The sequence below is a fragment of the Desulfobacterales bacterium genome (assembly GCA_030066985.1).
GTDB lineage: Bacteria > Desulfobacterota > Desulfobacteria > Desulfobacterales > JAHEIW01 > JAHEIW01.
Map to the genome: position 1 here is coordinate 73837 of JASJAN010000006.1, position 23854 is coordinate 97690.

Annotated in this window: 19 protein-coding genes; 6 read left to right on the forward strand and 13 right to left on the reverse strand. The window is 48.5% G+C overall.

The genetic code is table 11. The features are described from left to right. Positions 1-130: 130 nt before the first annotated feature. The 4 genes from recN to QNJ26_04950 all read right to left on the reverse strand — a co-directional run bounded on the left by recN (position 131) and on the right by QNJ26_04950 (position 5953). Positions 131-1828 (reverse strand): DNA repair protein RecN, encoded by a 1698-nt coding sequence (recN, locus tag QNJ26_04935; GenBank protein MDJ0984868.1) that lies wholly within the window; start codon positions 1826-1828, stop codon positions 131-133. 270 nt (positions 1829-2098) lie between these two features. After that, the gene (locus QNJ26_04940; protein MDJ0984869.1) at positions 2099-3661 is read right to left on the reverse strand and encodes an FGGY-family carbohydrate kinase; all 1563 of its coding nucleotides are present in this window, start codon (positions 3659-3661) and stop codon (positions 2099-2101) included. A 268-nt stretch (positions 3662-3929) separates the two neighbouring features. Continuing rightward, positions 3930-4643, reverse strand: coding sequence for a GntR family transcriptional regulator (locus QNJ26_04945; protein MDJ0984870.1), 714 nt, complete (start codon positions 4641-4643; stop codon positions 3930-3932). 302 nt (positions 4644-4945) lie between these two features. Next, positions 4946-5953, reverse strand: coding sequence for an NAD-binding protein (locus QNJ26_04950; GenBank protein ID MDJ0984871.1), 1008 nt, complete (start codon positions 5951-5953; stop codon positions 4946-4948). Positions 5954-6490: 537 nt separating this feature from the next. On the opposite strand from QNJ26_04950, the gene QNJ26_04955 reads away from it, so the two are divergent. The 5 genes from QNJ26_04955 to QNJ26_04975 all read left to right on the forward strand — a co-directional run bounded on the left by QNJ26_04955 (position 6491) and on the right by QNJ26_04975 (position 13091). Further along, a complete protein-coding gene (locus tag QNJ26_04955; protein ID MDJ0984872.1) occupies positions 6491-7150 on the forward strand; it encodes an XTP/dITP diphosphatase in 660 nt (219 codons plus the stop codon). Position 7151: 1 nt separating this feature from the next. Continuing rightward, on the forward strand, positions 7152-7733 hold the full coding sequence (locus tag QNJ26_04960; protein MDJ0984873.1) for a nitroreductase family protein: 582 nt from the start codon (positions 7152-7154) through the stop codon (positions 7731-7733). A gap of 107 nt (positions 7734-7840) precedes the next feature. Further along, positions 7841-9814, forward strand: a complete 1974-nt coding sequence (locus QNJ26_04965) for a phosphoenolpyruvate carboxykinase (GTP) (GenBank protein ID MDJ0984874.1) — start codon at positions 7841-7843, stop codon at positions 9812-9814. 110 nt (positions 9815-9924) lie between these two features. Next, positions 9925-11184 carry an AmpG family muropeptide MFS transporter gene (locus QNJ26_04970; protein ID MDJ0984875.1) on the forward strand — a complete coding sequence of 420 codons (1260 nt, stop codon included), beginning with the start codon at positions 9925-9927 and terminating at the stop codon, positions 11182-11184. Positions 11185-11339: 155 nt separating this feature from the next. Then, entirely contained in the window at positions 11340-13091 is a 1752-nt protein-coding gene (locus QNJ26_04975) for a DUF6178 family protein (GenBank protein ID MDJ0984876.1), read from the forward strand. Positions 13092-13133: 42 nt separating this feature from the next. Here QNJ26_04975 and QNJ26_04980 read toward each other — a convergent pair whose 3' ends face one another. The 9 genes from QNJ26_04980 to QNJ26_05020 all read right to left on the reverse strand — a co-directional run bounded on the left by QNJ26_04980 (position 13134) and on the right by QNJ26_05020 (position 22342). After that, positions 13134-14279, reverse strand: coding sequence for an IscS subfamily cysteine desulfurase (locus tag QNJ26_04980; GenBank protein MDJ0984877.1), 1146 nt, complete (start codon positions 14277-14279; stop codon positions 13134-13136). A 188-nt stretch (positions 14280-14467) separates the two neighbouring features. Further along, entirely contained in the window at positions 14468-15019 is a 552-nt protein-coding gene (locus QNJ26_04985) for a HEAT repeat domain-containing protein (GenBank protein MDJ0984878.1), read from the reverse strand. A gap of 278 nt (positions 15020-15297) precedes the next feature. Beyond that, on the reverse strand, positions 15298-16851 hold the full coding sequence (locus QNJ26_04990; protein ID MDJ0984879.1) for an ASKHA domain-containing protein: 1554 nt from the start codon (positions 16849-16851) through the stop codon (positions 15298-15300). 154 nt (positions 16852-17005) lie between these two features. Continuing rightward, positions 17006-17752, reverse strand: coding sequence for an NAD-dependent deacylase (locus tag QNJ26_04995; protein ID MDJ0984880.1), 747 nt, complete (start codon positions 17750-17752; stop codon positions 17006-17008). Between the two features lie 96 nt (positions 17753-17848). Beyond that, positions 17849-18688, reverse strand: a complete 840-nt coding sequence (locus QNJ26_05000; protein ID MDJ0984881.1) for an MBL fold metallo-hydrolase — start codon at positions 18686-18688, stop codon at positions 17849-17851. Positions 18689-18910: 222 nt separating this feature from the next. Beyond that, positions 18911-19732, reverse strand: a complete 822-nt coding sequence (locus QNJ26_05005) for a 50S ribosomal protein L11 methyltransferase (GenBank protein MDJ0984882.1) — start codon at positions 19730-19732, stop codon at positions 18911-18913. 34 nt (positions 19733-19766) lie between these two features. Then, complete coding sequence (locus QNJ26_05010) at positions 19767-20444, reverse strand: CBS and ACT domain-containing protein (GenBank protein MDJ0984883.1); 678 nt, start codon at positions 20442-20444, stop codon at positions 19767-19769. Positions 20445-20486: 42 nt separating this feature from the next. After that, positions 20487-21443: a histone deacetylase gene (locus QNJ26_05015; GenBank protein ID MDJ0984884.1), complete on the reverse strand. Its 957-nt coding sequence runs from the start codon at positions 21441-21443 to the stop codon at positions 20487-20489. Between the two features lie 149 nt (positions 21444-21592). Then, complete coding sequence (locus QNJ26_05020) at positions 21593-22342, reverse strand: AAA family ATPase (protein MDJ0984885.1); 750 nt, start codon at positions 22340-22342, stop codon at positions 21593-21595. 308 nt (positions 22343-22650) lie between these two features. On the opposite strand from QNJ26_05020, the gene QNJ26_05025 reads away from it, so the two are divergent. Beyond that, the gene (locus tag QNJ26_05025) at positions 22651-23805 is read left to right on the forward strand and encodes an acyl-CoA dehydrogenase family protein (GenBank protein MDJ0984886.1); all 1155 of its coding nucleotides are present in this window, start codon (positions 22651-22653) and stop codon (positions 23803-23805) included. The last annotated feature ends 49 nt before the right edge of the window (positions 23806-23854 follow it).

Genomic DNA, 23854 nt, shown 5'->3' on the forward strand with positions numbered 1-23854 from the left:
CAAAAACCGTTTATCAATCTCCATCATAAAAAATGCCAGGCTGCGGGTCAAGGGTGATGTTGTATTTTCCCTTGCAATGCCCCTGATGGAACGCAAAGCTCATATTTGAGTGATTTTAACGCTGGTTTGATCACTGCTCTAAAAGCTCTCGAGCATGGGCGAGGGTCTTCTGGGTAATTTTTTCACCCCCCAACATCCGCGCGATTTCTTTATAACGGTCCTCGTCGTTTAACAGCCGGATGGATGTGCGGGTCCTGCCGGCAGAGACGTTTTTTGAAATTCGAAAATGGTGTTGGCCGAATTTGGCTATTTGCGGCAGGTGAGTTATACAGATGACCTGATGATGTTTGGCGAGAGCGGCTAATTTTTTTCCCACCGCTTCAGCAACCCCCCCACCGATACCTGCATCCACCTCATCAAAAACCACCGTCTCAACCGAATCGTTTTTAGCCAGCAGGGCCTTTAAGGCCAGTATCACCCGCGACAGCTCGCCACCGGAGGCGATGCTGGTCAAGGCTTTCAACGCCTCTCCGACATTGGGTGAGATTAAAAATGTGGCCCGATCAACACCTGTTTCAGTGATCAAGTGTTTGTCAAACGTCAAATGAGAGTCGGTTTTTTGGTCTGCGCCTATGGGCTGTAAATCCACATTAAAATTGGTTTTGGCCATCTTCAGGGTGGCCAATTGATCCATGACCTTTTTGGCAAAGCCCTTGGCTGCTTTCTTGCGTTTATCAGACAACTTTAAAGCAAGATCTTTAAGCTCGGTGTGCAACTTTTTGGCTTCAGCTTCGGTCTGTTTTATCTGTTCTGTGATATTTTCAACGCTGGCCAGCTCTTGCTTAATGGCGTTGCTTTTTGCGATGACAGCATTCAATGTGCCGCCGTATTTGCGCTTGAGCTTATTAAGGATGTCAAGCCTTTCCTCGACAGCTTCCAGTTGTTGGTCATCCACTTGAATTGAATTAAGGTAGCTTCGCAAACCTTCAATCAGATCCTCGATTTGATAACGGGTATCTGAAAGGCTCTGGGCTTTCGATGCCAAATGGGCATCGATCTGACCAACGTTGGTCAGCTCCTTGCTGACAGCCACCAATTTTTCCATAACCGAACCGGGTTCACCATAAAGCGTTTCGATACTGCTGTATACGGTTTGATATAGTGCTTCAGCATTTTTTAATCGCAACCTTTCCTGTTCGAGGTCTTCATCCTCACCAATGACGGGGTTGGCAGCTGTGATTTCTTTGTCCTGAAACGTCAGCAGCTCAATGTGTTCTGCTTGACGATTCCCGACGGCCTTTAACTTTGCCATTTCTTTGAGCACTGCCAGCATTTTTTGAAAACACGTGCCGACCGCCTCGCGTAAAGCCAGCAGATCACCAAATTGATCCAGAATTAAAAGATGTTGTTCCTCTTTTAGCAGCAGTTGATGGGCGTGTTGTCCGGAAATACTGGCTAAATTTTCAGTGATGGTGTTGAGCAATTGAATGGTGGCCATGCGGTCGTTCAGGTAAACCCGATTGGCATCGTTGCGGGCTATGGTTCTTCTGACCAACAGCCCCTCAGAAGGATCATATCCGTGATTGGTCATTATTTGAGCTGCCCGGCTGGACGAGGCTATTTCAAAAAGAGCCTCCAATTCGGCATTTTCGGCGCCGCTGCGAACCAGATCGGTGGCTGCCCGGCTTCCCAGCAACAGATTGACAGCATTGAGGATGATCGATTTGCCCGCTCCGGTTTCCCCGCTGAGGATGGTCAATCCATCGGAAAAACCGATTCGCAGGTCATCGATAATGGCAAAATTTCGAATGGAAAGCTCTTTTAGCATGAATTGAACAATGGGATTTGGCGTTTCTTCTGGTTTCGGTCCTGCCAGAAGCGGTTTTGCCGTCCAGATGAACTGGAAGGATTTATGGCATAACCCTTAAAGTTTGTAAAGCGGATTGACGGGATATCATGTTGGGTTGTAACCAATTAAAATAACGTAAATTTTACAAATATTTACCGACACATAGATGCTTAGCAGCCGCTGGGGGTCAAGATGGCGGCCGCCACTGGGCCATCGGTGCGACCCAGAGCAGCATGAAACCCATTCCGACTATTTAGGATACCCGGTGATATCACGGATGCGCTCGTACAAGGGCTTTAACCGCCGGTACATTTTTTTGTAAACATCATGGTAAAGCGCATTATACAGGGCATGGTGTTGTTGATTCGGCGCAAAAACCTCGCCGACATGGGTCATGGCGCCCACGGCAGCTTTAAAGTCCGGATGAAGCCCCAGACCCACTGCCGCATCGATGGCGGCCCCTAATCCGGAGGTTTCATAAACATGGGGTTTGGCCGTCGGCAGGCCAAATATGTCAGCGGTCAGCTGAAGGGCACTGCGACTCTGGCTGCCACCACCGGAGACCCGCAACTCGGTAATGGGTGTTTTGCTGCGCTGTTCAATGCGTTCTTTTCCTTCACGCAGGGCATAAGCCAGCCCTTCTAAAATCGAACGGTACAGATGCGCACGCGTATGAATGTCACCAAAGCCGATAATAGCACCTTTGGCCTCCGGTCCCGGCATTTTAAGTCCGGGGGTCCAGTAAGGCTGCAGCATCAATCCCATGGAGCCTGGTGGAATGGCCTCCACCAGCTTATCGAATAGGGTTTCTGGCGCGATTCCCTGGCGCGCCGCTTCGCGCTGTTCTTGCTGCCCAAATTGTTCTTTATACCACTTGACCATCCAGTAACCCCGATATACCTGAACTTCGATGGTATAAAAGTTGGACACAGCTGATGGATAAGCGGGCAACAGCCGAATGGGTTCGATATATTTTTTATGGGTGACATTGATGGTGGCGGTGGTGCCGTAACTCAAGCAGCCAATTGAAGATTTCAGGCTACCGGAACCAATGACTTCACAGGCTTTGTCTGCGGCGGCTGCAATCAACGGCAGGCCCTGAGGAATGCCGGTATCGCCGGCCGCAGCTGTGGTGATTTCTCCAAGGGGTTTTGCCGGCGGGACCAGATCGGGCAGAATCGATGGATCGATACCCTCCAGAACCCGCCACCGCCAGTCCCAGCGGGAAGGCCAGCGCAGGCGTTTGTAGTCAAAAGGGATAAAGGCTACCTGGCAACCGATTGAATCGACAAATTTTCCGGTCAGTTTGTAAGTTAGGTAACCGGATAGCAGTAAAAATTTATGGGTTTTTTGCCAGATGTCGGGTTGATAGGTGCGGATCCAGTTGGCTTCGGATTCCTGCTGAAGATAGCCAATCGTATCTGTCAGGCGGGCAATTTTAAAAATGAATCCCCAAGGCCCCCTGACCGGCGGCAGGCCGTATGTTTTGCGCTGATCCAGCCACATGATCGCAGGTCTCAAGGGCTTACCATCTTTATCAATATTGACAACACTGCCACGTTGGGTGGTTAAGGCCACTCCGGCCACCCGGTTTTTATCGATATCAGGATGCTGCCATATCCGCTGACAGGCTGTGACCAGGGCCTGCCAAAATACCTCTGGATCCTGCTCCGCCCAGGTCGGTTTTTCTGAAAAATAGGGGACAAAGGTTACGGCCTCTTTGGCCAAAAGCTGACCGGCAGTATCGAAGATCATTGCCTTGAGGCTCTGAGTGCCGTTGTCAATGGCTAGGATCAGGTCTTTGGTGGGCATAATTCAAGGATTCGTTTTTGGTGTCAGGTTTCAGTGTTCAGGTGTCAGTTTTCAGAGGTCAGAGGCTAGACGGCAGATGGAGAGTTTGATTTACAGACGAACTTTCTGTCCTCTGTTTTCTGTTCTCCGTCATCTGTTTACTGACACCTGAAACCCGACACCTGAAACCTTTAAGCTGCGCTTCTCGCAACTTTATATGGATTGCGTGTGACCGCATGGACATTATTTTTGCAGAAATGGCATTGATACATTTAATAAATAGAACAATTTATAATGGCATCTTTGTATCCGACCCATGGACCTCATGCCAGATTTCGATACTTTTTTGCATGGCGAATCTGACAACTTCTTCGACCGTATCTGTATTTTGCGCCACCGCATCTGAAAGGTAGCTGTAATATTGAAGCGATGCATTGCGAGATATTTCGGATCTGAAGTAGAGGATGGCCATTTTTTTAAACACAGAAGCAAAATCATTGAAAATCAGCGCGTATACCGGGTTGCCGGATAAACGAGTTATCTGCATCTGCAATTCCCAATCATATTCTGCAAAGGTGGTCTCGCTGTTAGCGGGATTGGGATGATGGGAAAGGTAGTCTATCAGTTTTTGCGGCTGATACAGTGCTGCCAGACGGGCAACTGGGGGCAGCAGCGTTACCCTGACTTCCAATAACTTAGTTATAAACCCATTGGGAAGATATTTAGCGTATTTGGCCAGCGTGCCGATCATCCTTAGACCGCCCTCTAACCAGTAATCATTGACCACTGTGGGTTTGCCGTGGTGGATGGTAACCCAGCCTTCGCTGGCCAGACGCTGCAGCGTCTCCCGCAGCGTGGGGCGAGTCACGCCAATTTGACCTGCCATAGCCCGCTCTCCGGGCAATGGTGCTCCCGCCGGGTAAGTTCCATCCAAAATGGCGGTTACCAGAATACTTTCGACATAATGAGTAGCTCGTATTGGGGGCCCAAGCTTAGGTTCCATTATAATACCCTCCCTTATGTTTGATGCTTAAAAGCAATCTGGTTAGAGGTCATACCACTTATGATCGACCCTATCAACCTTTTTTATCGAGATTAATATATTGTAAATATTGTTAATATAAATTTTAATCGACTTAGGGTATAAAGCTATTCGATAAGAGGTCTTACCAGTAGGGGGTAGAAATAGGGCTATTTTTTATGTCCAAACTTAAATGGGGAGAAGGTGGATTTTACGGTGGCTTTGTATGAGTCGACCATAATGGGTGCGTAGAATGGCTTCAGCGTCCGGGGAGAGGCGGCATTTTAGAAAACATCCTGTGCCCGTGCAATCTCCTCAACCGCGCCCATGACGATCAAAGTTGTACCGGTTGTCAACAGACGGGTGGGTGGCGGGTTAAACTCAATATCTTCGGTGTTGTCTTTGGCACCCAGAACCAGCAAGCCATAGCGCTCTTTAAGACCACAGGCACGAATTTCTTTTTGGTTAAATTTGGATTTTTCCGAAACCGTTAATTCATGAATTCTCAGATTGCCCTTGCCGCTGCGCAGCATATGATCCAAAAAATCCACGGCTGTGGGTCTGATCATTTCAGAAGCCATCCGCAAGGCGCCGATCGCATTGGGGCAAACGACGGCATTAGCGCCGGCATTAATGAGTTTAGGGTGCAAATTCTGGTTGGACATGCGGCTGATAATGCGAATACGTTGATTCAGCATACGGGCGGTCATGGTCACATAAAGGGTATCTTTATCAGAAGGCAATGCGATCACTATCCCGGCAGCGCGTTCAATACCAGCCGCCATCAAGTTTTCATCCTCGGTGGCATCCCCTTCGATATACAGCAGCTCACAGATGGTTTTGCAGCGCTCAATTCTTTCCGGGTCGGTTTCGATCAGCACCGCCGTCTCGTTGTTTTTGCACAGTTCGGCAATGACGCCGCTACCGGTTTCGCCCCCGCCGCAGACAATATAATGATCTTTTAATTTGTCGATTTGCTTTGCCATTCTTTTTTTCCTTAAAAATCCTGAAAGTTCACCTTCCAAAAATAAGGCCGTCAAAGAACTGATACCGTACAAGATCATACCCATGCCAAAAGTGATCAACACCATTGTAAAAATTTGGGCTGTATCGTTTCCGGTCACCTCGATAATTTCGCCGTAGCCGACCGTGGTCAGCGACACCACTGTCATATAAAGGCAATCCAGAAACTCGGGCTCACCATCGAAAATAATATAATAGCCCAGGCTGCCGACCAAATGAACAACAATAATTAACGCCAGCAAAAAATATAATCGTTTACGAATGCCCATAAGTTTAACAATCGAAATTCCGGATATGGTCCTGTTTCCAGTATGCGGTGTTCATGACACGATAGCAGTCAAATTTCAAGGGGAAAGGATTTAAACCCAATTCCGCATTACTTTTGATGCAAGATTCAGCTGACAGCTGCGTCTTGCACGAGTTGGAGGCTTTTGTATGCAAGGCATTTAAGGGTGAGGCAATCCGCCTGAGGCGGACCGATGGACGCCTGAGGCTTGTCCGCCTATGGCGGACTCGCCCGCGGAGTGAAAATAAATGCGATAAAATAGTTTTTAACCATCTTGCCTCCTGTGTATAGACGTTAACGTATAAGTTTGTTTATTGGACCGGTTAATAAAGGGCAAAATAAATTTCGCATTAATTTTCATGCAAGATTCAGCTAAGATCTTTACAAAGAAGCCCCCATGCTTTAATCTAAAGAGCTACACCTTCCTGACCGTTGAAATCCGAAATTTTTCAACCTGAATATCAAGCGCCAAAAGCCCAACAAAAACTGCCGATGCAAGTTTGCCGGCAGCGAGGTTACCATGAACAAAGAAATACCGCTGGTGATTGCAACTGGAAATCCGGGAAAAGTCGTCGAGATAAACGATTTGCTAACCGGCTTTCCGATACAGATCAAAAGCCTTACTGATTTTGGTCCGATTCCGGAAGTGGAAGAAGATGGCGAGACCTTCGAGGAAAATGCCTATAAAAAATCCAGCTTCACGGCTAAAATACTGGGCATACCGGCCCTGGCCGATGATTCAGGTCTGATGGTAGACGCATTAGGAGGAGCGCCTGGTGTTCGGTCAGCTCGATATGCCGGCGCAAATGCCAGCGACGAACAGCGGGTTGCTAAGCTGCTCAAAAATATGCAAGGTCAAACCAATCGCAAAGCGGCTTTTGAATGCGTTCTTTCGATTGCTGTTCCATCCGGCCCAGCGCTTACCTACGAGGCGCGCTGTGAAGGGCAGATTGCCGACGCACCTGCCGGACATAAAGGCTTTGGCTACGATCCGATATTCTTTTACCCCCCCTTAAACAAGACTTTCGGTCAAATGACCATTGCCGAAAAAAGCCATGTGAGCCATCGCGGCAAAGCCTTGAACGAACTCAGACAAGAGATGGATAAAGTTTTGATCTGGATTCGAAGGCACATACCGCCGGAAGAAAAATTTTTGTACGAGCTAAATCCGGAGGAGTGAGATGATTGCTGATCTGATCAAGGCCAATCGAAGCTGCCGTCGCTTTTACGAAGAACAGCCGATTGATTTAGAGACGCTGGAATCGCTGGTTGATCTGGCGCGACTGTCGGCCTCGGGGGCTAATCTGCAGCCCTTAAAATACATTCTGACCTGTCGGCCCGCATTAAATGAGGAAATCTTTAGGTGTCTGGGCTGGGCCGCCTATCTAAAAGATTGGCCTGGACCGGAGCGTGGAGAAAGACCCGCGGCGTATATCGTAATTCTGGGTGACAGCAACATCAGCAAAGAATTTGGGGTCGACCACGGAATTGCTGCTCAGTCAATATTGCTGGGCGCCAGGGACATGGGGCTGGCGGGATGCATGCTTGGCGCCATTAATCGCAAGGATTTGCGAAGCGTGCTCGATATTCCGGCTCATCTTAAAATTTTGTTGGTGCTGGCACTCGGCAAGCCCAAAGAAGAAATTGTGCTTGAAGACGTTGGGCCCGATGGTAATATCCGCTATTGGAGAGATGAGCAATTGGTGCATCATGTGCCCAAGCGATCGCTGTCGGAAATCATCATTGTATCGCACGCAACTTAATTTGACGAATATTAGCTCGGAATTGCCTGGAACACCCTTTTTGACCATCCGGCGTTTCAATGATAGACTAAATATTACATTTAAATATTTAACAAAGGAGAAAGGGCATGGGACCTTTTAAAGACTGTATCGACATCGTAACGGAATTGGGTGGTGTCACTGATTCAAAAGCGGCCCAACAGGTGTTTGAAGATACGATCGATGCGGAAAACTTAGCAAAACTTAAACGCATTCAGAATCCGGACGTTCTAAAAAAAATTGCCAATGCCATCAAGCTCTGTCAGCCGGACGCTGTTTTTATCGATACGGGATCGGAGGAAGATCGTCAATTTATCCGGGAACTCTCCCTAACAAAAGGCGAAGAAAAACCATTGCCCATGAACGGCCATACCATTCACTATGACCTAAAAGAAGAGCAAGGGCGTATTATTGACCGCACATTTTACATTCACAATCAAGGCGAAGAGGTTAGCTCGCTGGCAAATAAAAAAGATCGCGCTGAGGCATTGGAAGATATCCGGCAGAAAATGACCGGCATCATGAAGGGTAAAAAGATGATGGTCGGATTCTTTCTAAGAGGCCCGGTGGGCGCCCCCGCATCCAACCCGGCGCTTGAAATTTCCAGCTCGACCTATGTGATGCACAGTGCCGCCATCCTTTATCGCAATGTATATGATGCCTTTGATCGGGAAGTCGAAAAGCTGGGGCATTTTTATGCCAATATCCACAGTGAAGGTCTGAACCGGCCCGAAGATCTGCCCAATGCCCGCGTATATATGGACCGCAGCCATCTGACCACCTATAGCTTTAACTGCACCTATGCCGGCAATACGTTGCTGATGAAAAAGGGCAATCACCGCTTTTCAGTGGACCGCTCTGTGTATGTAAACAAAGGCGAGCAGATTGCCGAGCATATGTTTATCACCGGCATCGAAGGGCCCGGCGGGCGCATCACCTGGATGGTGGGCGCGGCGCCCAGCGGCTGCGGCAAAACCACCTCAGCCATGGCCGGTGACCATTTCGTCGGGGATGACTTGGCGCAGATGTGGATTGCAGATGACGGCAGCGTGCGTTCCATCAATCCTGAATGCGGAATTTTTGGTATCGTTGAAGATGTCAACTGGGAGGGGGATCCTTACCTGATGAAATGTTTGCGTCATGAGGGCACCGAGGTCATCTGGTCCAATGTGCTTATTGATGAAAATAGGGTGCCCCAGTGGACCGGTAACGGGGAGGAGCCGCCACCGGCCAAAGGCCACAACTTCCAGGGGCCCTGGGAAAAGGGCATGGTCGATGAAAACGGCAAAGAGATTCCCATGTCACATCCCAATTCCCGCTGTACGCTTTCCAACAGCGCTCTGGAAAACTATTCGGACAAAAATGAGGCCGCTGAAGGGGTTGAAACCCGCATCTTTACATACAGCGGCCGTGATAGTAACACCATGCCGCCGGTCTGGGTATCAAAAAATCCCGATGAGGGTGTTGTTATCGGCGCCTGCATCGTATCGGCTGCAACGGCTACGGAAGTCGGGGCCACCGGTGTTCGCCGTCAGCCGTGGGCTAATGCGCCTTTTACCCCCGGATCATTGGGCGAGTACATGGATGCGCAATTTATTTTCTTTAACAGCGACAAAATAAATGATGATAAACGTCCGATTCTGGCAGGGCTTAATTATTTTTTAACCGATGAGGCGCGGGGCGGCAGCTCCCAAAAATTGCTGGGTGAAAAAAAAGATGTCAAAGCCTGGATGGCCTGGCTGGAGCGCCGCGCCCATAAGGAAGTGGATGCCATTGAAACGCCCATCGGCTATTTGCCCAAGTATGATGATCTAAAGCGGCTGTTCAAAGATCGTATCGACAAAGCATATCCTGAAGACCTCTATAGTAAACAGTTTTCATTATACATTGATAATATCGTAGCGCGCATTGATTTACAGCAAGAGGCTTACAGCCAAGAGCCCCATATTCCGGAGCACTTTTTTGACATACTTAAGAAGCAACGCTCAGAACTCATGGCCCTCAAAGAAAAATACGGGCCGATTGTAACACCGCAGCAGCTCGAAAATAATAAACCATCATAAACCTGGCCTCATTTATTTTTACCACGAAGTTCACGAAGGATACGAAATTAAAATCTTAAAATATTGACATCTATCTTCGTGGTTTTTCGTGTGCTTCGTGGTGAATGGGAATGCCCGACTTGAACCTGCCGATTCAACAATCCACAATTAACGTCATATTTAGCCGTCGCATGCTGGTGGCCTTGTTCATGGGGTTTTCCGGCGGGCTTCCGTTGCTGCTCACCTGGGGGGTATTACAGGCCTGGATGACGGAAAAAGGCATTGATTTAACCTGGATCGGCATGATCTCCCTGTTTCAGATTCCGTACGCCTGGAAATTTCTGTGGGCACCTCTTTTAGATCGGTTTGTACCACCGTTTCTCGGGCGTCGCCGTGGCTGGCTTTTAATCGCCCAGGTGGCGTTAATGGCTGCCATCGTGGGGCTGGGATTTTCAGACCCCGTCAGCAAACCCGGGCTGATGATTGTGGCAGCAGCTCTGGTGGCCTTTTTCAGCGCCACCCAGGATATTGTTATCGACGCCTATCGGCGTGAAGACCTGGCTGATGAAGAACTGGGTTTGGGCTCCTCAATGTACGTTTATGGCTACCGGCTGGGCATGCTGCTGGCCTCCGGTGGCGGTCTGATCATGGCTGATCACATCCCCTTCTCCCACGTTTACTTTATTATGTCCCTGTTCATGCTGCCCGGTATTTTAACGACGCTTCTGACACCGGAGCCGGAGGCGGTGGCCGGCATACCCCAAACCATGAAAGAAGCAGTGGTCGATCCGTTTGTTGATTATTTCAGACGTAGCGGCGCCATCTGGATTTTGGTTTTTATTCTGCTGTATAAGGTTGGTGATACCATGGCGAGCGGCATCACCATGCCGTTTTACTTGGAGACCGGATTTTCCAAAACAGAGATCGGGACCGTCGTCAAATTTTTCGGAACGGCAGCAACTCTGATCGGTGCATTTTTTGGGGGGGTATTGCTGTTAAAGCTGGGCATCAACCGCGGCCTCTGGATATTTGGGATCCTGCAGGCCCTATCAACCGCCGGTTTTGCCATTTTGTCCCGAATCGGTTATAACATTGCCATGCTTTCAGGGGTCATTGCATTTGAGAACCTGAGCAGCGGCATGGGCACCGCCGCCTTTGTGGCGTTTATGGCCAGCATTACCAATAAAAAATTTACCGCCACCCAATATGCTCTGCTGACAGGTATTATGGGTCTTTCCAGACAGCTGGCATCCTCGGTGACCGGTTTGATGGCCAAACATATGGGATGGCAAAGTTTTTTTGTTTTCTGCACCCTGATTGCGATCCCCGGTATGCTGCTGCTTTTAAAAATTGCGCCCTGGAATTCGCGACCCGAAGATGAGGGCGCTTAGCATTGGAGTGATGGAGTCATTAGCGTTCCGTGTTGCGAGTTGTAAGCCGAAAGACGCGTGACGCCCAACTCGCAACCGGCAACATCAGACGGATTCCGGCATTGCAATCTATCAAAAACGGCCCGACATTCTTAATGCATATTTGAAGGGATACCATGCCCAAAGAGCAACAAGACCATAAGACCCTTGAACGGGTGCAGCAGCTTCAGGAAAAAAGAAGACAAATCATGGAGCTGCCGCCTGATAAGGCTCTTGATCAAATTTTGAAAGATCGCCAGCCGGCAGCTTTGGTGCACTCGTTTCCCGAACAGGATTTTTATCTGATGGTCAATGAAATTGGGCCGCAGGATTCGCTGCCACTCCTTTCACTGGCCACCAACAAGCAGTGGGAGCACATTGTCGACCTCGAGACCTGGCAAAATGATCACATTGACCTCAATTCGGTCACACGCTGGATGAATTTGCTGATGGAAGCTGATGCACAGCGATTTATCAGCTGGATATTAAAGGATCAGCTAGAATTTATTGAGTTTTATCTGTTCAAAAATCTGGAGGTCAGAATTCGGGAACATGATCAGGATCCAACCGAATTTGGCAATGACTTTTTTACGCTGGATGATGTCTATTATTTAAGGTTTATCGCTATGCCCGCTGAAAGTGAATCCGAGAAGCTGCTCGATAAACAGCGGCGTAAATTATTAACCCAATTTGTGCAACACCTGGCCTCTACAGATCATCATATTTACCAAAACGTTTTTATGGAAGCGGCCCATGTCATACCTGCTGAAACTGAAGAAGATTGCTATCGCTGGCGAACCATGCGGCTGGCGGAAAAGGGCTTTTTGCCCTTTGACGAAGCGGTCGGCGTCTATCAACCGATTAAGCCTGGGGAACTTGAAAGCAAGCACAATAAATATTTACCGCACGCCTCCCAACAGATTTCAACTCTTCCGGTACCGGTCTCTCCGCTGCGTGAATTAAAGCAAGACAATTATTTCACGCGAGCATTACAGAAAATTGACGCCCCCAACATATTGCACCTGCTGCAAACCGAGTTCGCTCATTTGTGCAATCAGGTCGTCGTTGCAGACCGCAGAACCATTGGTGAACGTGATGCGCTGCAGGAAATTGTTAAAAAAACCAGCGGCTATGTGAGCATCGGCCTGGAGCAACTGTTAAAAGACCAAAAAGACGATGATGCCCGGGCCGCCGCACTGATCATTCGGCACCCGCTGCAGGACATATTCCGAGCCGGCTTTGGTGCGGCCTTGAAACTGAAGTGGCGGGCGGAAAAATGGCTGTCTAAATGTTGGTTTGCGCAAGCTGATTTGCGATTGACCTTTTGGGGTGAACGGTGGATGGGAGTTGTCGGCGGTCTTCTGGTCAAAAAGCCGCTGTACTACGACAATTATCAATCCGGCGTCTTGTACCGTGAATTTGCCACGGTCGACGATATCGACAAATCCGCAGCGATTTTTGACGAGGTAGTTGCTGTTGATGACCTGTTGTCTGTAATGAACATCGAGATGGATAAACCGGCCCAATATGGATTTTTAACGTACAAAAATCTTTTGCTAACCCTCTGGGCGCGGCATTATTGCCATATGAAGGGTGACAAACTAAAACCACTGGCGCTCAAGCAGTTCCTACCCTTCTTTGAGAAACTGTTGCCCCAAGGGGCTGATTCCGGCACCACGGCGGCCCGTAAGATTCCAGACGAAATGAAAACCACCTTTTTAAACTGGCTGGCGGCCAAGACCGGTTTAAAAGACTATGAGCTGACCGATCGTCTTGGCCAAACCTTTGAGGATCTTTTCAACGAGATTGAAAGCGAATATGGTCAGGTCGCCCCAGTAGATATTGATCCCCGTTTTGTGCATTTATTTCTGTTGTCGGCAAATAAGTAACTGTCGTATTTATTTTTGATGTGCCTTCTCAGTCCTCAGTCCTCATTGCTCAGTACTAAAGTTTTTTACGGCTGCACAGATCACCTGCAGCGCCGAGTCGATGTCGGTCGGGGTGGTTTTTCGCCCTGTTGTTAAGCGTAAGGTGCCCTTGGCCCACTCCAGTGGGACGTCCATCGCCTCGAGCACCGCAGAAACTTGCACGATATCCGAATGACAGGCGGCACCTGCCGAAGCGGCCACTTCATCTCCAATGGCGTCCAAAATGCGGTTGGCCTCATGCCCTTTGAAAGAAATGCTAAGGGTGTTGGGCAGTCGCAGCTGCAGATGGCCGTTCACGCGCACTTTGCCACAGTTTTTTTTGAGGCCCTCATAGAGCCGATCGCGCATAGCCTGCATGTGGGCCCTGTTTTTTTCCAGATCGCGCGCGGCAATTTCACAGGCCATGCCCAGACCGACGATTTCCAGCACGTTTTCCGTGCCGGGACGCACCGCTCTTTCCTGCCCGGCGCCATGCATTAATTTGGCGGGCACCAGTCCCTTGCGGATGTAAAGGGCACCGACACCTTTGGGGGCGTAAACCTTGTGCCCGGCAATGGACAGCAGGTCGACGCCCAGGCGGGTGACATCCACCGGGATCTTGCCCACCGATTGGGCCGCATCAGTGTGCACCGCTATATCGTGTTTTCGCGCCAGCTCAGCGATAGACTCAATGGGCTCGATAGTGCCGACCTCGTTGTTGGCGTGCATGATGGATATCAAAATGGTTTCCGTTTGAATGGCCGCCTCCACATCCGCTGGTTTTACTCGGCCGAATTCATCAACCGGTAGATAAGTCACCACAAATCCGGCGATTTCCAAAAAACGACATACTTCGATGACAGCGGGGTGCTCGATTTGGGAGGTGATGATGTGCTGGCCCTTTTGGCGCAGTGCTTGAGCGCAGCCGATGATCGCAAAATTATTGGACTCTGTGCCCCCGCTGGTAAATATGATTTCTTCCGGCTCACAATTGAGCAGAGCGGCGACCTGCTCACGGGCCCTGGCAACGGCCTGTCTGGGCTTGTTGCCGTAGTAGTGCGAGCTGGAGGGATTGCCGAATTCTTCTTCGAAAAACGGCAGCATGGCCTCAATGACTTCCGGGTCATGGGGGGTGGTGGCGTTATAGTCCAGGTAGATGGGTTTTTTCATAGGGCCTCTTGATTTGAAATTGACATATAAAATGGTAATGCGCTTTCTGGATATAGCAAAAAAAATCCTCGTTTTGAACGAGGATTTTGAGGATTACTTTTTGAGATTAGAAGCCCAACTTGGTACCTGTCTTTTAGAAATGGGCTATGGCGATGAGATTTTACGTTTTTTGGGCTCAGTGGATGACATTATACAGATGGCACCGACGGGCTGTGCAGCACATCCTGCAAGCAGGCCACATCCAGCGTCATTTTGGAGCGTTTGTTTTGCTGCAATTGTCTGACGATCAGACGGGCAAAATTTCGCACACACGCAAAGCGATTGGTTGCAAAAAAGTGCTCCAGGGCGGCCAGCACCTCCCGATCATCATATAACCCTGCATTCATGGCCGCTGCGATGCGGACCTCAGTGTTGGGATCCCGCAATCCGCTTAACACAGCCTCTCTGGCGGTTCCACATTCCATTAAACTCAGATTTACCAGGGCCCAGCGGCGCTGGATGGGGTCCGGCGAATGAACGGCATAATCGATGAAGCGCTTGTGGACTTCTTCTGCATTATTTTTCAAAATGTCGAGTAAGGCTTCCCTGAATTCATAATCTTTGGTTTCAACCGCATTTTGACAGAGCGCGTCCAAAACGCTGCTGCCCATGGTGACCGGTTGATTCTGGTCCTTGGTTGCCATATATTCTTGGCGGGTGGATGCCTTTTTCATACAACCTTTCAATTGCTGTTGATTCATGTGCCCCTCCTTTCTGAAAAATGGTCTTTTGCTGCCGTTATTTTTCTAATTGATCAAATGTTTTGCAGATATGATGCCACGGATGTGAAATGGTGATACGTCTGAGGTGAAATTTCGATAAGATATTAATATTAATTAATTTTTTTGTTTAATAGGGACCGCTTCGGCAACTTCTTGATAGGCGGTTCGGCCCGTTAAACTGTATATCAAATTGATACTTTGTGGTATAAAGCGTCTACTTAGTTGACAATTGCAATGAGGGCAGTTGTGCGGATTCTTTATCGAGGAAGCGAATGCTTAACGGTGGGAAAGAGACTCGGATTCGTATGCGGTAAAAATTTGGCGGCACTGAAGCGGTTCATAAATTCCTGATTGACATTTAGTTCCAGGTAGGTGATGCGCTCGCGGATCTGATAAATTTCGTCATGATAAGCATCGGATTGGAGGGCCAGGGTAGCGCCGCCCAAGGAGCTGTTTCCCAAAGTTTGGTACCGATCCCGCGGCAGGTCCGGCAGCATTCCGATGGCGATGGCCGATTCAGGATTGATAAACGAGCCAAAAGTACCGGCCACATAAAATTTTTCCAGTTCCAAAAGCTTCATGTTAACCGACTCGGTGATGGTTTCTAAAATGGTATACATGGCCGCTTTAGACCGTATGAGACTATCCAAATCAGCCTGGCTGATGGTCAAGTCAGCGCCGGTAGCCGAGGCTTCCGCCGGCACCACCACCAAATGTGACAGACCGTCTATTTTTTTTATTGCCGTGCCGCACACAGCCGGCAGCAATTTGCCGCGCACATCGATCATGCCACTGAGAAACAGCTGAGCGGCCAAGTCGATGACCCCCGAGCCGCAAATACCGGTGGGCGGCAAATCATCAATCGTATGAATTTTAAACGTATGGCTGTCGGGATCCACCGCAATTTGATCGATGACCCCCGGGCTGGCGGTTGTCCCCATACGCGTAACACCGCCTTCCAGTGCCGGTCCGGCCGCTCCCGCACAGGCAATCAGCCAGTTTTTGTTTCCGAGCACAACTTCAGCATTGGTGCCCACATCTACCAGGATAGAGGTCTGTTGGCTCTGGTAAATTTTGGAAAAAAGAACGCCGGCAATCAAATCTCCCCCGAAGTAGCTTCCAATATTGGGAAAAATCAACAGCCGCGCACGGGGATTGACCCGCAGGCCCAGTTCCTCGGCTTTGATGACGCCGGGTTTGTTGACCACCGGGATATAGGGCTCCCGGATAATCCAGCGGGGATCGAGTCCCATCAACAAGTGGGTCATGGTGGTGTTGCCGGCAACTGCCATAGCATAGATATTTTCCGGCTGCAGATTTTGTGAGGTGCACAGATCCATTATACGGCTGTTCAAACCACTGATGATCAGGTCATTTAAGTGTTTGAGCCCGTCTTCTTTTTCAGAAAAATGAATCCGGCTCAAAACATCCGGACCGATGCTTTCCTGGGGATTATCAAAAACAGATTCAGCCAGATACTTGCCGGTGGCCAGATCCAAAAGGCGCAACACCACCCGTGTGGTTCCCATGTCAACAGCTAAGCCAGCACATAACCGCGGATCCTTTGCATCTAGTATATCGGTCAATACCCAGTGGTGTTGCTCTTTAAAAAGAACACAACGAAGGTTAAATTGGGCTTGGCGCAAGATAGACGGTACGGTTTTTAAAAGATCCAGATCGATACAAATGTCGGGACTGTTGAGGCGGGGTGTTAAGGCTTGCACAAGTCGCTCGGTATCGGCAGTGTTATCTTTAAGGCGCGGTTCATCTAATTGAACAGTTTGAATCCAGGGAGTGCCGTTTTTACTCATGTTTTTCTTTGATTGTCCTTTAGGCAGGATTGTATTGAGGGGTGTAACCATAAAAGGTTTCAGGTTTCGGGTGTCAGGTGTCAGGGGATAACCAGATCTTCAATTCTCCTTTATTTCTTTCCTGACACCTGAACACTGACACCTAAAACCAAAATTAAATAAATTTTTCCAATTCCGCCACAATTTGGTTCATGGTATCACCGGCAGGTCCTTTGATAGTATAGTCGCTGATGTCACTGGTTAATGGGGTTTTTTCCGGATTAATTTCGATCACGATTGCCCCGGTCTCTTTAGCCACTACCGGCATAAGGGCGGCTGGTTGCACCATGGCCGAGGTCCCGATGACCAGCATGACATCGCAGTCAGTTGCTACCTGGCGGGAACGCCAAAGCGCTTCCTGTGGAATCATCTCACCGAAAAAAACGGCATTGGGGCGCAAAATGCCCCCGCATTCGCAGTGAGGCGGTATGTTACTAACATCAACATAGCGGGTTTCAATGTGCGTATTGCATTCCATGCACCGTTGTGAGGCAAAAGTCCCATGAAATTCAATCACGTCCGTGTTGCCGGCCATTTGATGCAGCCCATCAATATTTTGGGTGATGACCGTTTGCAGTTTTCCCAACTCTTCCAGCCTGGCGAGTCCTTTATGACACTCATTGGGCCGCGCTTGATCGATGACATCTTTCATATCTTTGATTAAAAGCTGCCAAACTTTGGCCGGATCTTGCACGAATGCATCAATATGAGCTACTTCCATGGGGTCCATTTTTTCCCACAACCCGCCCTTGCCCCGAAAAGGCGGAATCTTGCTTTCAATTGAAGCGCCCGCACCGGTTAAGGCAGTTACCATACTGGCCTGAGCCAGATCGGCCGCCGCTTTTTTGATCAAATCATCCATATATCGCTTCGCTTTAGTTAAATGGTCAAATAAAAATATTCGTTGAATAGGAAAAAACGATGTAACGATTTTACTAATTAACCAATTAACCAGCCACTATAAATTGAAAGTCATATCGGTGGCTATGCCGACGCACTGGATTTTAAAGCCCCTGCCATCGAAATGACGCCGGCAGCTATTGACCATCTCATCCATCTGATCATCGGTGCGCTCCTGGTTGATATGGAACAACCCCAATTTTTTAACCCCCGCCTCTTCGGCCAATTTGAGCACATCGGTGTAAACCGAATGCCCCCATTCAATAAACGTCTGGTACTCTTCAGGGGTATATTCACTGTCATGAATCAGAAGGTCAGCTCCGCTGCTAAATTCGACATAATCTTTAAACTGCCGGCCACCGGCATGTCGATACCCGAGCTCGTTGTCGGTCAGAAAGACAAAGGTTTTACCGTCTTCGACGAATTTATAACCGCTACCGCCATTGGGGTGACTGATGGGTATGGGCGTGACAGATAGTGATCCTATTTTAAATTCCTGGGGGCAGGCTTTTTCATAGGTTATCTGGGCCTTGATGTCGGCATATTTGACCGGAAAATTAGGGGGTGCCATGACAGTTGATAAAATGGCTTCGACAAACTGACTGTGGAATGGGCAGCCGTGCATCAGAAGTTTTGCATTTTTAGAATACAGCGGCTTGAAGAAAGGAAAACCCATCAGATGGTCCCAATGGGCGTGGGTGAATAGAAAATTGATATTGAGCGCACCTTCTTCAACCAGTTTGTTCCCAAATCTGCGAATACCGGTGCCGGCATCAAGCGCAATAATATCACCACTTTTGGTTCGAATCTCCAAACTGGTCGTATCACCGCCGTATTTCAGATACGATTTGCCTGAAACCGGAATGGAGCCCCTCGATCCCCAGCATGTGATCTGCATCTTGAACCTTTCAGGAAAAACGCAGTTTCCTTAATAATGATATATGACTCATTTTACTAAAGCATTTTGCGCCACAAAGACGCAAAGATCACAAAATTTTTGAGGTTAATCCACAAATATTACTCTTTGTGTCCTTTGTGACCTTGTGGTTTTAAAACATTCTATTCACAACCCTGAGGAACGCAAAACGATAAATTCATTCTTGCTCCCGCTCATTGTTCCTTAATTGTCAAATTCACCATAAAATGTATGCCAGATTCCTTTATGAGTCCAGCTTTTTAATATTTTGGCCGGCAAGCGTTCTAAGTCCATTTTTACCTGCTTGGCTTCACTGCGCATAAGACCGGAAAGTATAAAACACTTTTTGGTCCTAAACGCCTTCGATTGAATTAGCTTTTGCATGACCGCATAATGGACATTGGCCACTACAAGTTCCGCCGGATAGTCAATGAAGTCTTCGGCATACCCTTGCGTAACCAGTACCTGCTGTTCAAGGTGATTTAAGCGGACGTTTTTTGCTGCGGTTGTGGCTGCCAGCAAATTCAGGTCAACTGCCAAAATGAGTTTGCAGCCCAGTCGTGCGGCAGCCAAGGCCAAAATGCCGGTGCCGGTGCCTAAATCCATGGCGTGCGTAGGTGAATGCCTTCGGCAGGCCAACTGGAGCGCATCCAGGCAATCCCTGGTAGTGGGGTGGGTACCGGTGCCAAAGACCAGCCCGGGATCTAAGATGAGCGATAATTTATCCGACTGTTTCGGATTTTGGTTTTCCCACGGTGCCATAATCTGAAAAGGGCCGTGATCAAAAGAGCTAAATACCGATCCTTGCCACTGCGCATAGGGCATGTGATAACTGTCAATATAGGACAACTGTGGCTGGGTACGCAGAAGATCCTGGATATCTTCAAATGCGGGCTGAGAAAAGAAGAGAAATGAAAAATTATCTTCTTCCCAGTTGCCGATAAAATGTCGCTGTGGGATTTTTCTCTGTGAGGTTAAGCGGCCGTTCAGGTGGTAAATATACAGATCATCATATGGGCACGACATGGATTTATCTCGATGAGAGTGCGGGTATTGGGCACTAGTCATTTTTAGGCAACTGGTCTAGATACCATTCCATTGGGTCCAGCAGAGTAAAACCGAGGTTTTTTAATTTTTCTTTTATAAGCGCTACATTTTGGGTCAGCAGATAAGGAAATACGGCGCGCTTATTTTTTTCCCAGTACCGGGCCACCAGAACGCTGCCAAAAGAGATGTTTTCCTCGGTGATGGCATCGACGATTTTCTTCAACTGGCCGACTTTTTCCTCTACCAGGATACACAGCAAAGTGCCCGGCTCTCCAATTCCCAGCACATTGATAAAGGCCCGCAACAGGTCCCTAACAGAGATAATACCGGCAAGTTTACCCTGTTCATCAACAACCGGCAGGGCACCGACGCGGGCATCCTGTATCATTAACAGCGCATCTTGAATGGTGTAGGCCGGAGAAATGGTGATCGGATCTTTGGTCATAATGTCTTTTATTTTCAATTCTGCGAAATTCTTCTTTTCTTCCTCGCTGGGAACGGTCTTGAAAAATTTATAGGGCAGTGCACTTCTGATATCCCGATCTGTTACAACACCTATGAGACGGTTGTCGGCTTCGGTAACCGGCAGATGGCGTATCTTATTTTTAGCCATCAATTCCTGGGCTTTAAAAATACCATCGTCAGGTGTAACGAATATCACTTTACGGGTCATGGAGTTGCTGACGAACATAATCATTTCTCCTTACAAAGCCTTTAATTTCTGCTCAGTTAATCATTGAGCATTTAACAAAACCTTTACATGATTGCGGGCCAATTCCGGCAGGCGCCGGATTGAATAGCCACCTTCAAGTACCGATATCAGGCGGCCCTGAGCATACTCGGCAGCCATTTCAACCAGCTTTTCGATAACCCAGGTGAAACCGTCTGTGGTCAGCTTTATATCCGACATATTGTCTTCAATGTGGGCATCGAATCCAGCTGAAACCAGAATCACCTGTGGTTTGAAATCAGCAAAGACCGGTACCAAATCCCTTTGCAATATCTGCTGGTATTCGGTATCACCCTGTCCGGGCAGCATCGGTGAATTTTTGGTAAATCCATGACCGGCATCTTTGCCCAGTTCGAATTCACGACCGGTACCCGGATAGGCGAAAGTTGGATGTTGATGGATGGAATAGTAAAATACCGTCGGATCGCGTTCAAAAATGTGCTGGGTTCCATTTCCATGATGAACGTCAAAATCGACAATACCAACCCGCTCGATTTCCCATTGTTTTTGGATATAGCGGGCGGCAATCGCAATGTTGTTAAAATAGCAAAACCCCATGGCCTTGTCGATTTCCGCATGGTGACCGGGTGGCCGCACAGCACAAAAGGCATTATCCAGCTCGCCCTCCATTACCAATCGGACCGCCTCCAGGACACCGCCGACCGCCAATAAAGAGACTTCGTAAGTTGCCGAGCACATTTGATTGTCGGGGCTGTCAAAAATATTATGGCCGCTGCTGCATGCTTTCTCAAGTCGCTTGATGTAATTGGGGTCGTGCACGGTTTCAACCCATTTTAAATCCGCCGACACGGCCTTAATCAATGTCAACTGCTCAAGCAGACCTGCATCTTTAATGCCGCTATATACGGCTGGAAGCCGATCCGGAATTTCCGGATGATAGTTTCCGGTCTGGTGCTGCTGGTATCTTTCATCGTATAAAAAGCCGGTTTTATTGCTCATCGATTTTGGTCTCTGTGTCGCCCTTTCTTAATCAAGGCCACTGTGAAGTAATGCTGTGTCGATTATGGAATGCGCAAAGCCATTTTTGTTCTAATATAATCCTTTTTCCTTGACGACAGATTCGCTATGCGCTCTGCCCGATGCGGTCGTCAGGCAACGATTTTGTCAAAAATTTCAAATGCAGCCCTAACCGATTTGCTGTCTTCGGGCATTTCAATGGTCGGGCGTCCCTGGAAATCAAAGTCATAGACCAGGTCATCTGACGGAACGGTTCCGATAAGCTCAATATTGGCCTCTTTAAGTTTGTCCATGACCGGTTCAGGCGGTGCCTCTCGTGCCTGGTTGATCACCACATAACTTTTGCCAACACCGATTTTCAAGCAACGGGCCAGTTCTTCGATGCGCACTGCTGCCTGAAGTCCGCGTCTGGAGGAATCCGACACAATTAAAAGAATATCCACATCTTTGGTCGTTAGGCGGCTGATGTGCTCCATGCCAGCCTCGTTGTCCATGACGATGTAAGGATAATTGCCGGACAGACGTTCAAGGTAATTGGTGAGCAGGGTGTTAGCCGCGCAATAACAGCCGGCACCTTCCGGCTGGCCCATCACAACCAAATCAAAACCCTCGGCTTCGACCACGGCTTCTTCAAGCTTCATTTCCATGAAGATGTCTTTGGTCATACCGCTGGGGACATCCCCTTTTTTCATGTCCTCGCGGGCGTTTCCCAAAGTGTTGCCTAGTTTGAGTCCCAAAACTTCATTAAGGTTGGCATTGCAATCGGCATCCACTGCCAGAATCGGCGTTTTGTTTTTTTTCAATAAAAATTTTATGAGCATACCGGCCATGGTGGTTTTACCGGTGCCACCTTTGCCGGCAAGTGCGACTGAATAAGCCATTGTTGTCAACTTCCTTTCAAAAGAATTAGAGCTTTAAAAAGTAGGTTAAGTTAGTTTATGGCTCCAGTCAAGGGTGTATTTGAAGCTATCTCAAAAATAGTAGATTACGTCCAAGGGCAAGGCGAAAACCGATTCAAAAGTGGAGCATACACCACAGTATTCGAGCATTTTGAATCGGGTTTTAACACAGCTCTTGGGCGTTAGATGCATTTTTGAGGTAGCTTCCAAACAGCTTGAAAATCAGCCGTTGATATGATAATCCCAATTCTCGTTATTCTAACATAACAATCTGTATGCGGAGGATATATATGGACTTTGAACTAACCAAGTCTCAAAAAGAGATTCAAAAAGCAGCACGGGAATTCGCAAAAGGCGAATTCGATAAAGATCTGGCCCTGGAGTTGTCCCGCAAACATGAATTTCCCACTAAAATCTGGAAAAAAGCATGTGATTTAGGATTTGTGGGGGTCCATTTTCCTGAAGCCTATTCCGGGCAGGATCTCGGCGTTCTTGAAAATATAATCATTGCCGATGAATTTTGTGCTCGAGATTCATCCATCGGCGCTGCGATCATTCTATCCAGCTTTGCATCGGAATGCGTGCTGCGTTTCGGCAGTGAAGCATTAAAGCAGAAATTTTTACCTCCGGTTGCCGAAGGTCAGATGCTATCCAGCGGTGCCTTTACCGAGCCGGGCCACGGATCAGACATAACTTCCCTGGACACCACCGCAGTGCGTGAAGGAGATGAATGGGTCATCAACGGCACTAAAACCTTTATTACCAACGGGGGAATGGCAGGGTTTTATTCTGTGATGTGCCAGACGGATTCGGAGTGTCAGCCCTCCTATAGAGGCATCAGCCTGATCTTGGTGGAAGCCGAGCGTGAAGGTATTACAGCCGCCGATGTTGGCGATAAGATGGGCATCCACATGATGACCACCGCCGAGGTCAATTTCAAGGATGTGCGCGTGCCGCTTGACAATCTCATCGGTGAAGAGGGTAAAGGGTTTTACCAGGTGCTTGAATTTTTTGACGAAAGTCGCATTTTGGTGGCGGCTCAGGCGTTGGGCACAGCCCAGGGCGCTTATGATCGCGCTCTGGCCTATGTGAAAGAGCGCGAGCAGTTTGGCCGAAAAATTGCCCAGTTTCAGGTCACCCAACACAAACTGGCCGACATGATCACCAAAATAGACCTTGCCCGGCTGATCACGTACAAGGCCGCTTGGAACTTTGATAAGGGTCGCATTGATCCCAAACTGACCTCGATGGCCAAAATGTATGCTGCCCGAACGGCAGTTGAAGTCGCAGATGAGGCCATTCAATTGTTAGGCGGGTACGGTTATATGACGGAGTACGAAGTTGAACGTTTTTACCGCGATGCTAAAATCTGTGAAATCTATGAAGGCACTAAGGAGATCCAGAAGAATACTATTGCCAGCGCCATCCTCGGCAAAATCAAATAATTCCCATTTCCAGTCTGGAAACGGCTATTTTTTCCAATCTCTGCGTTAG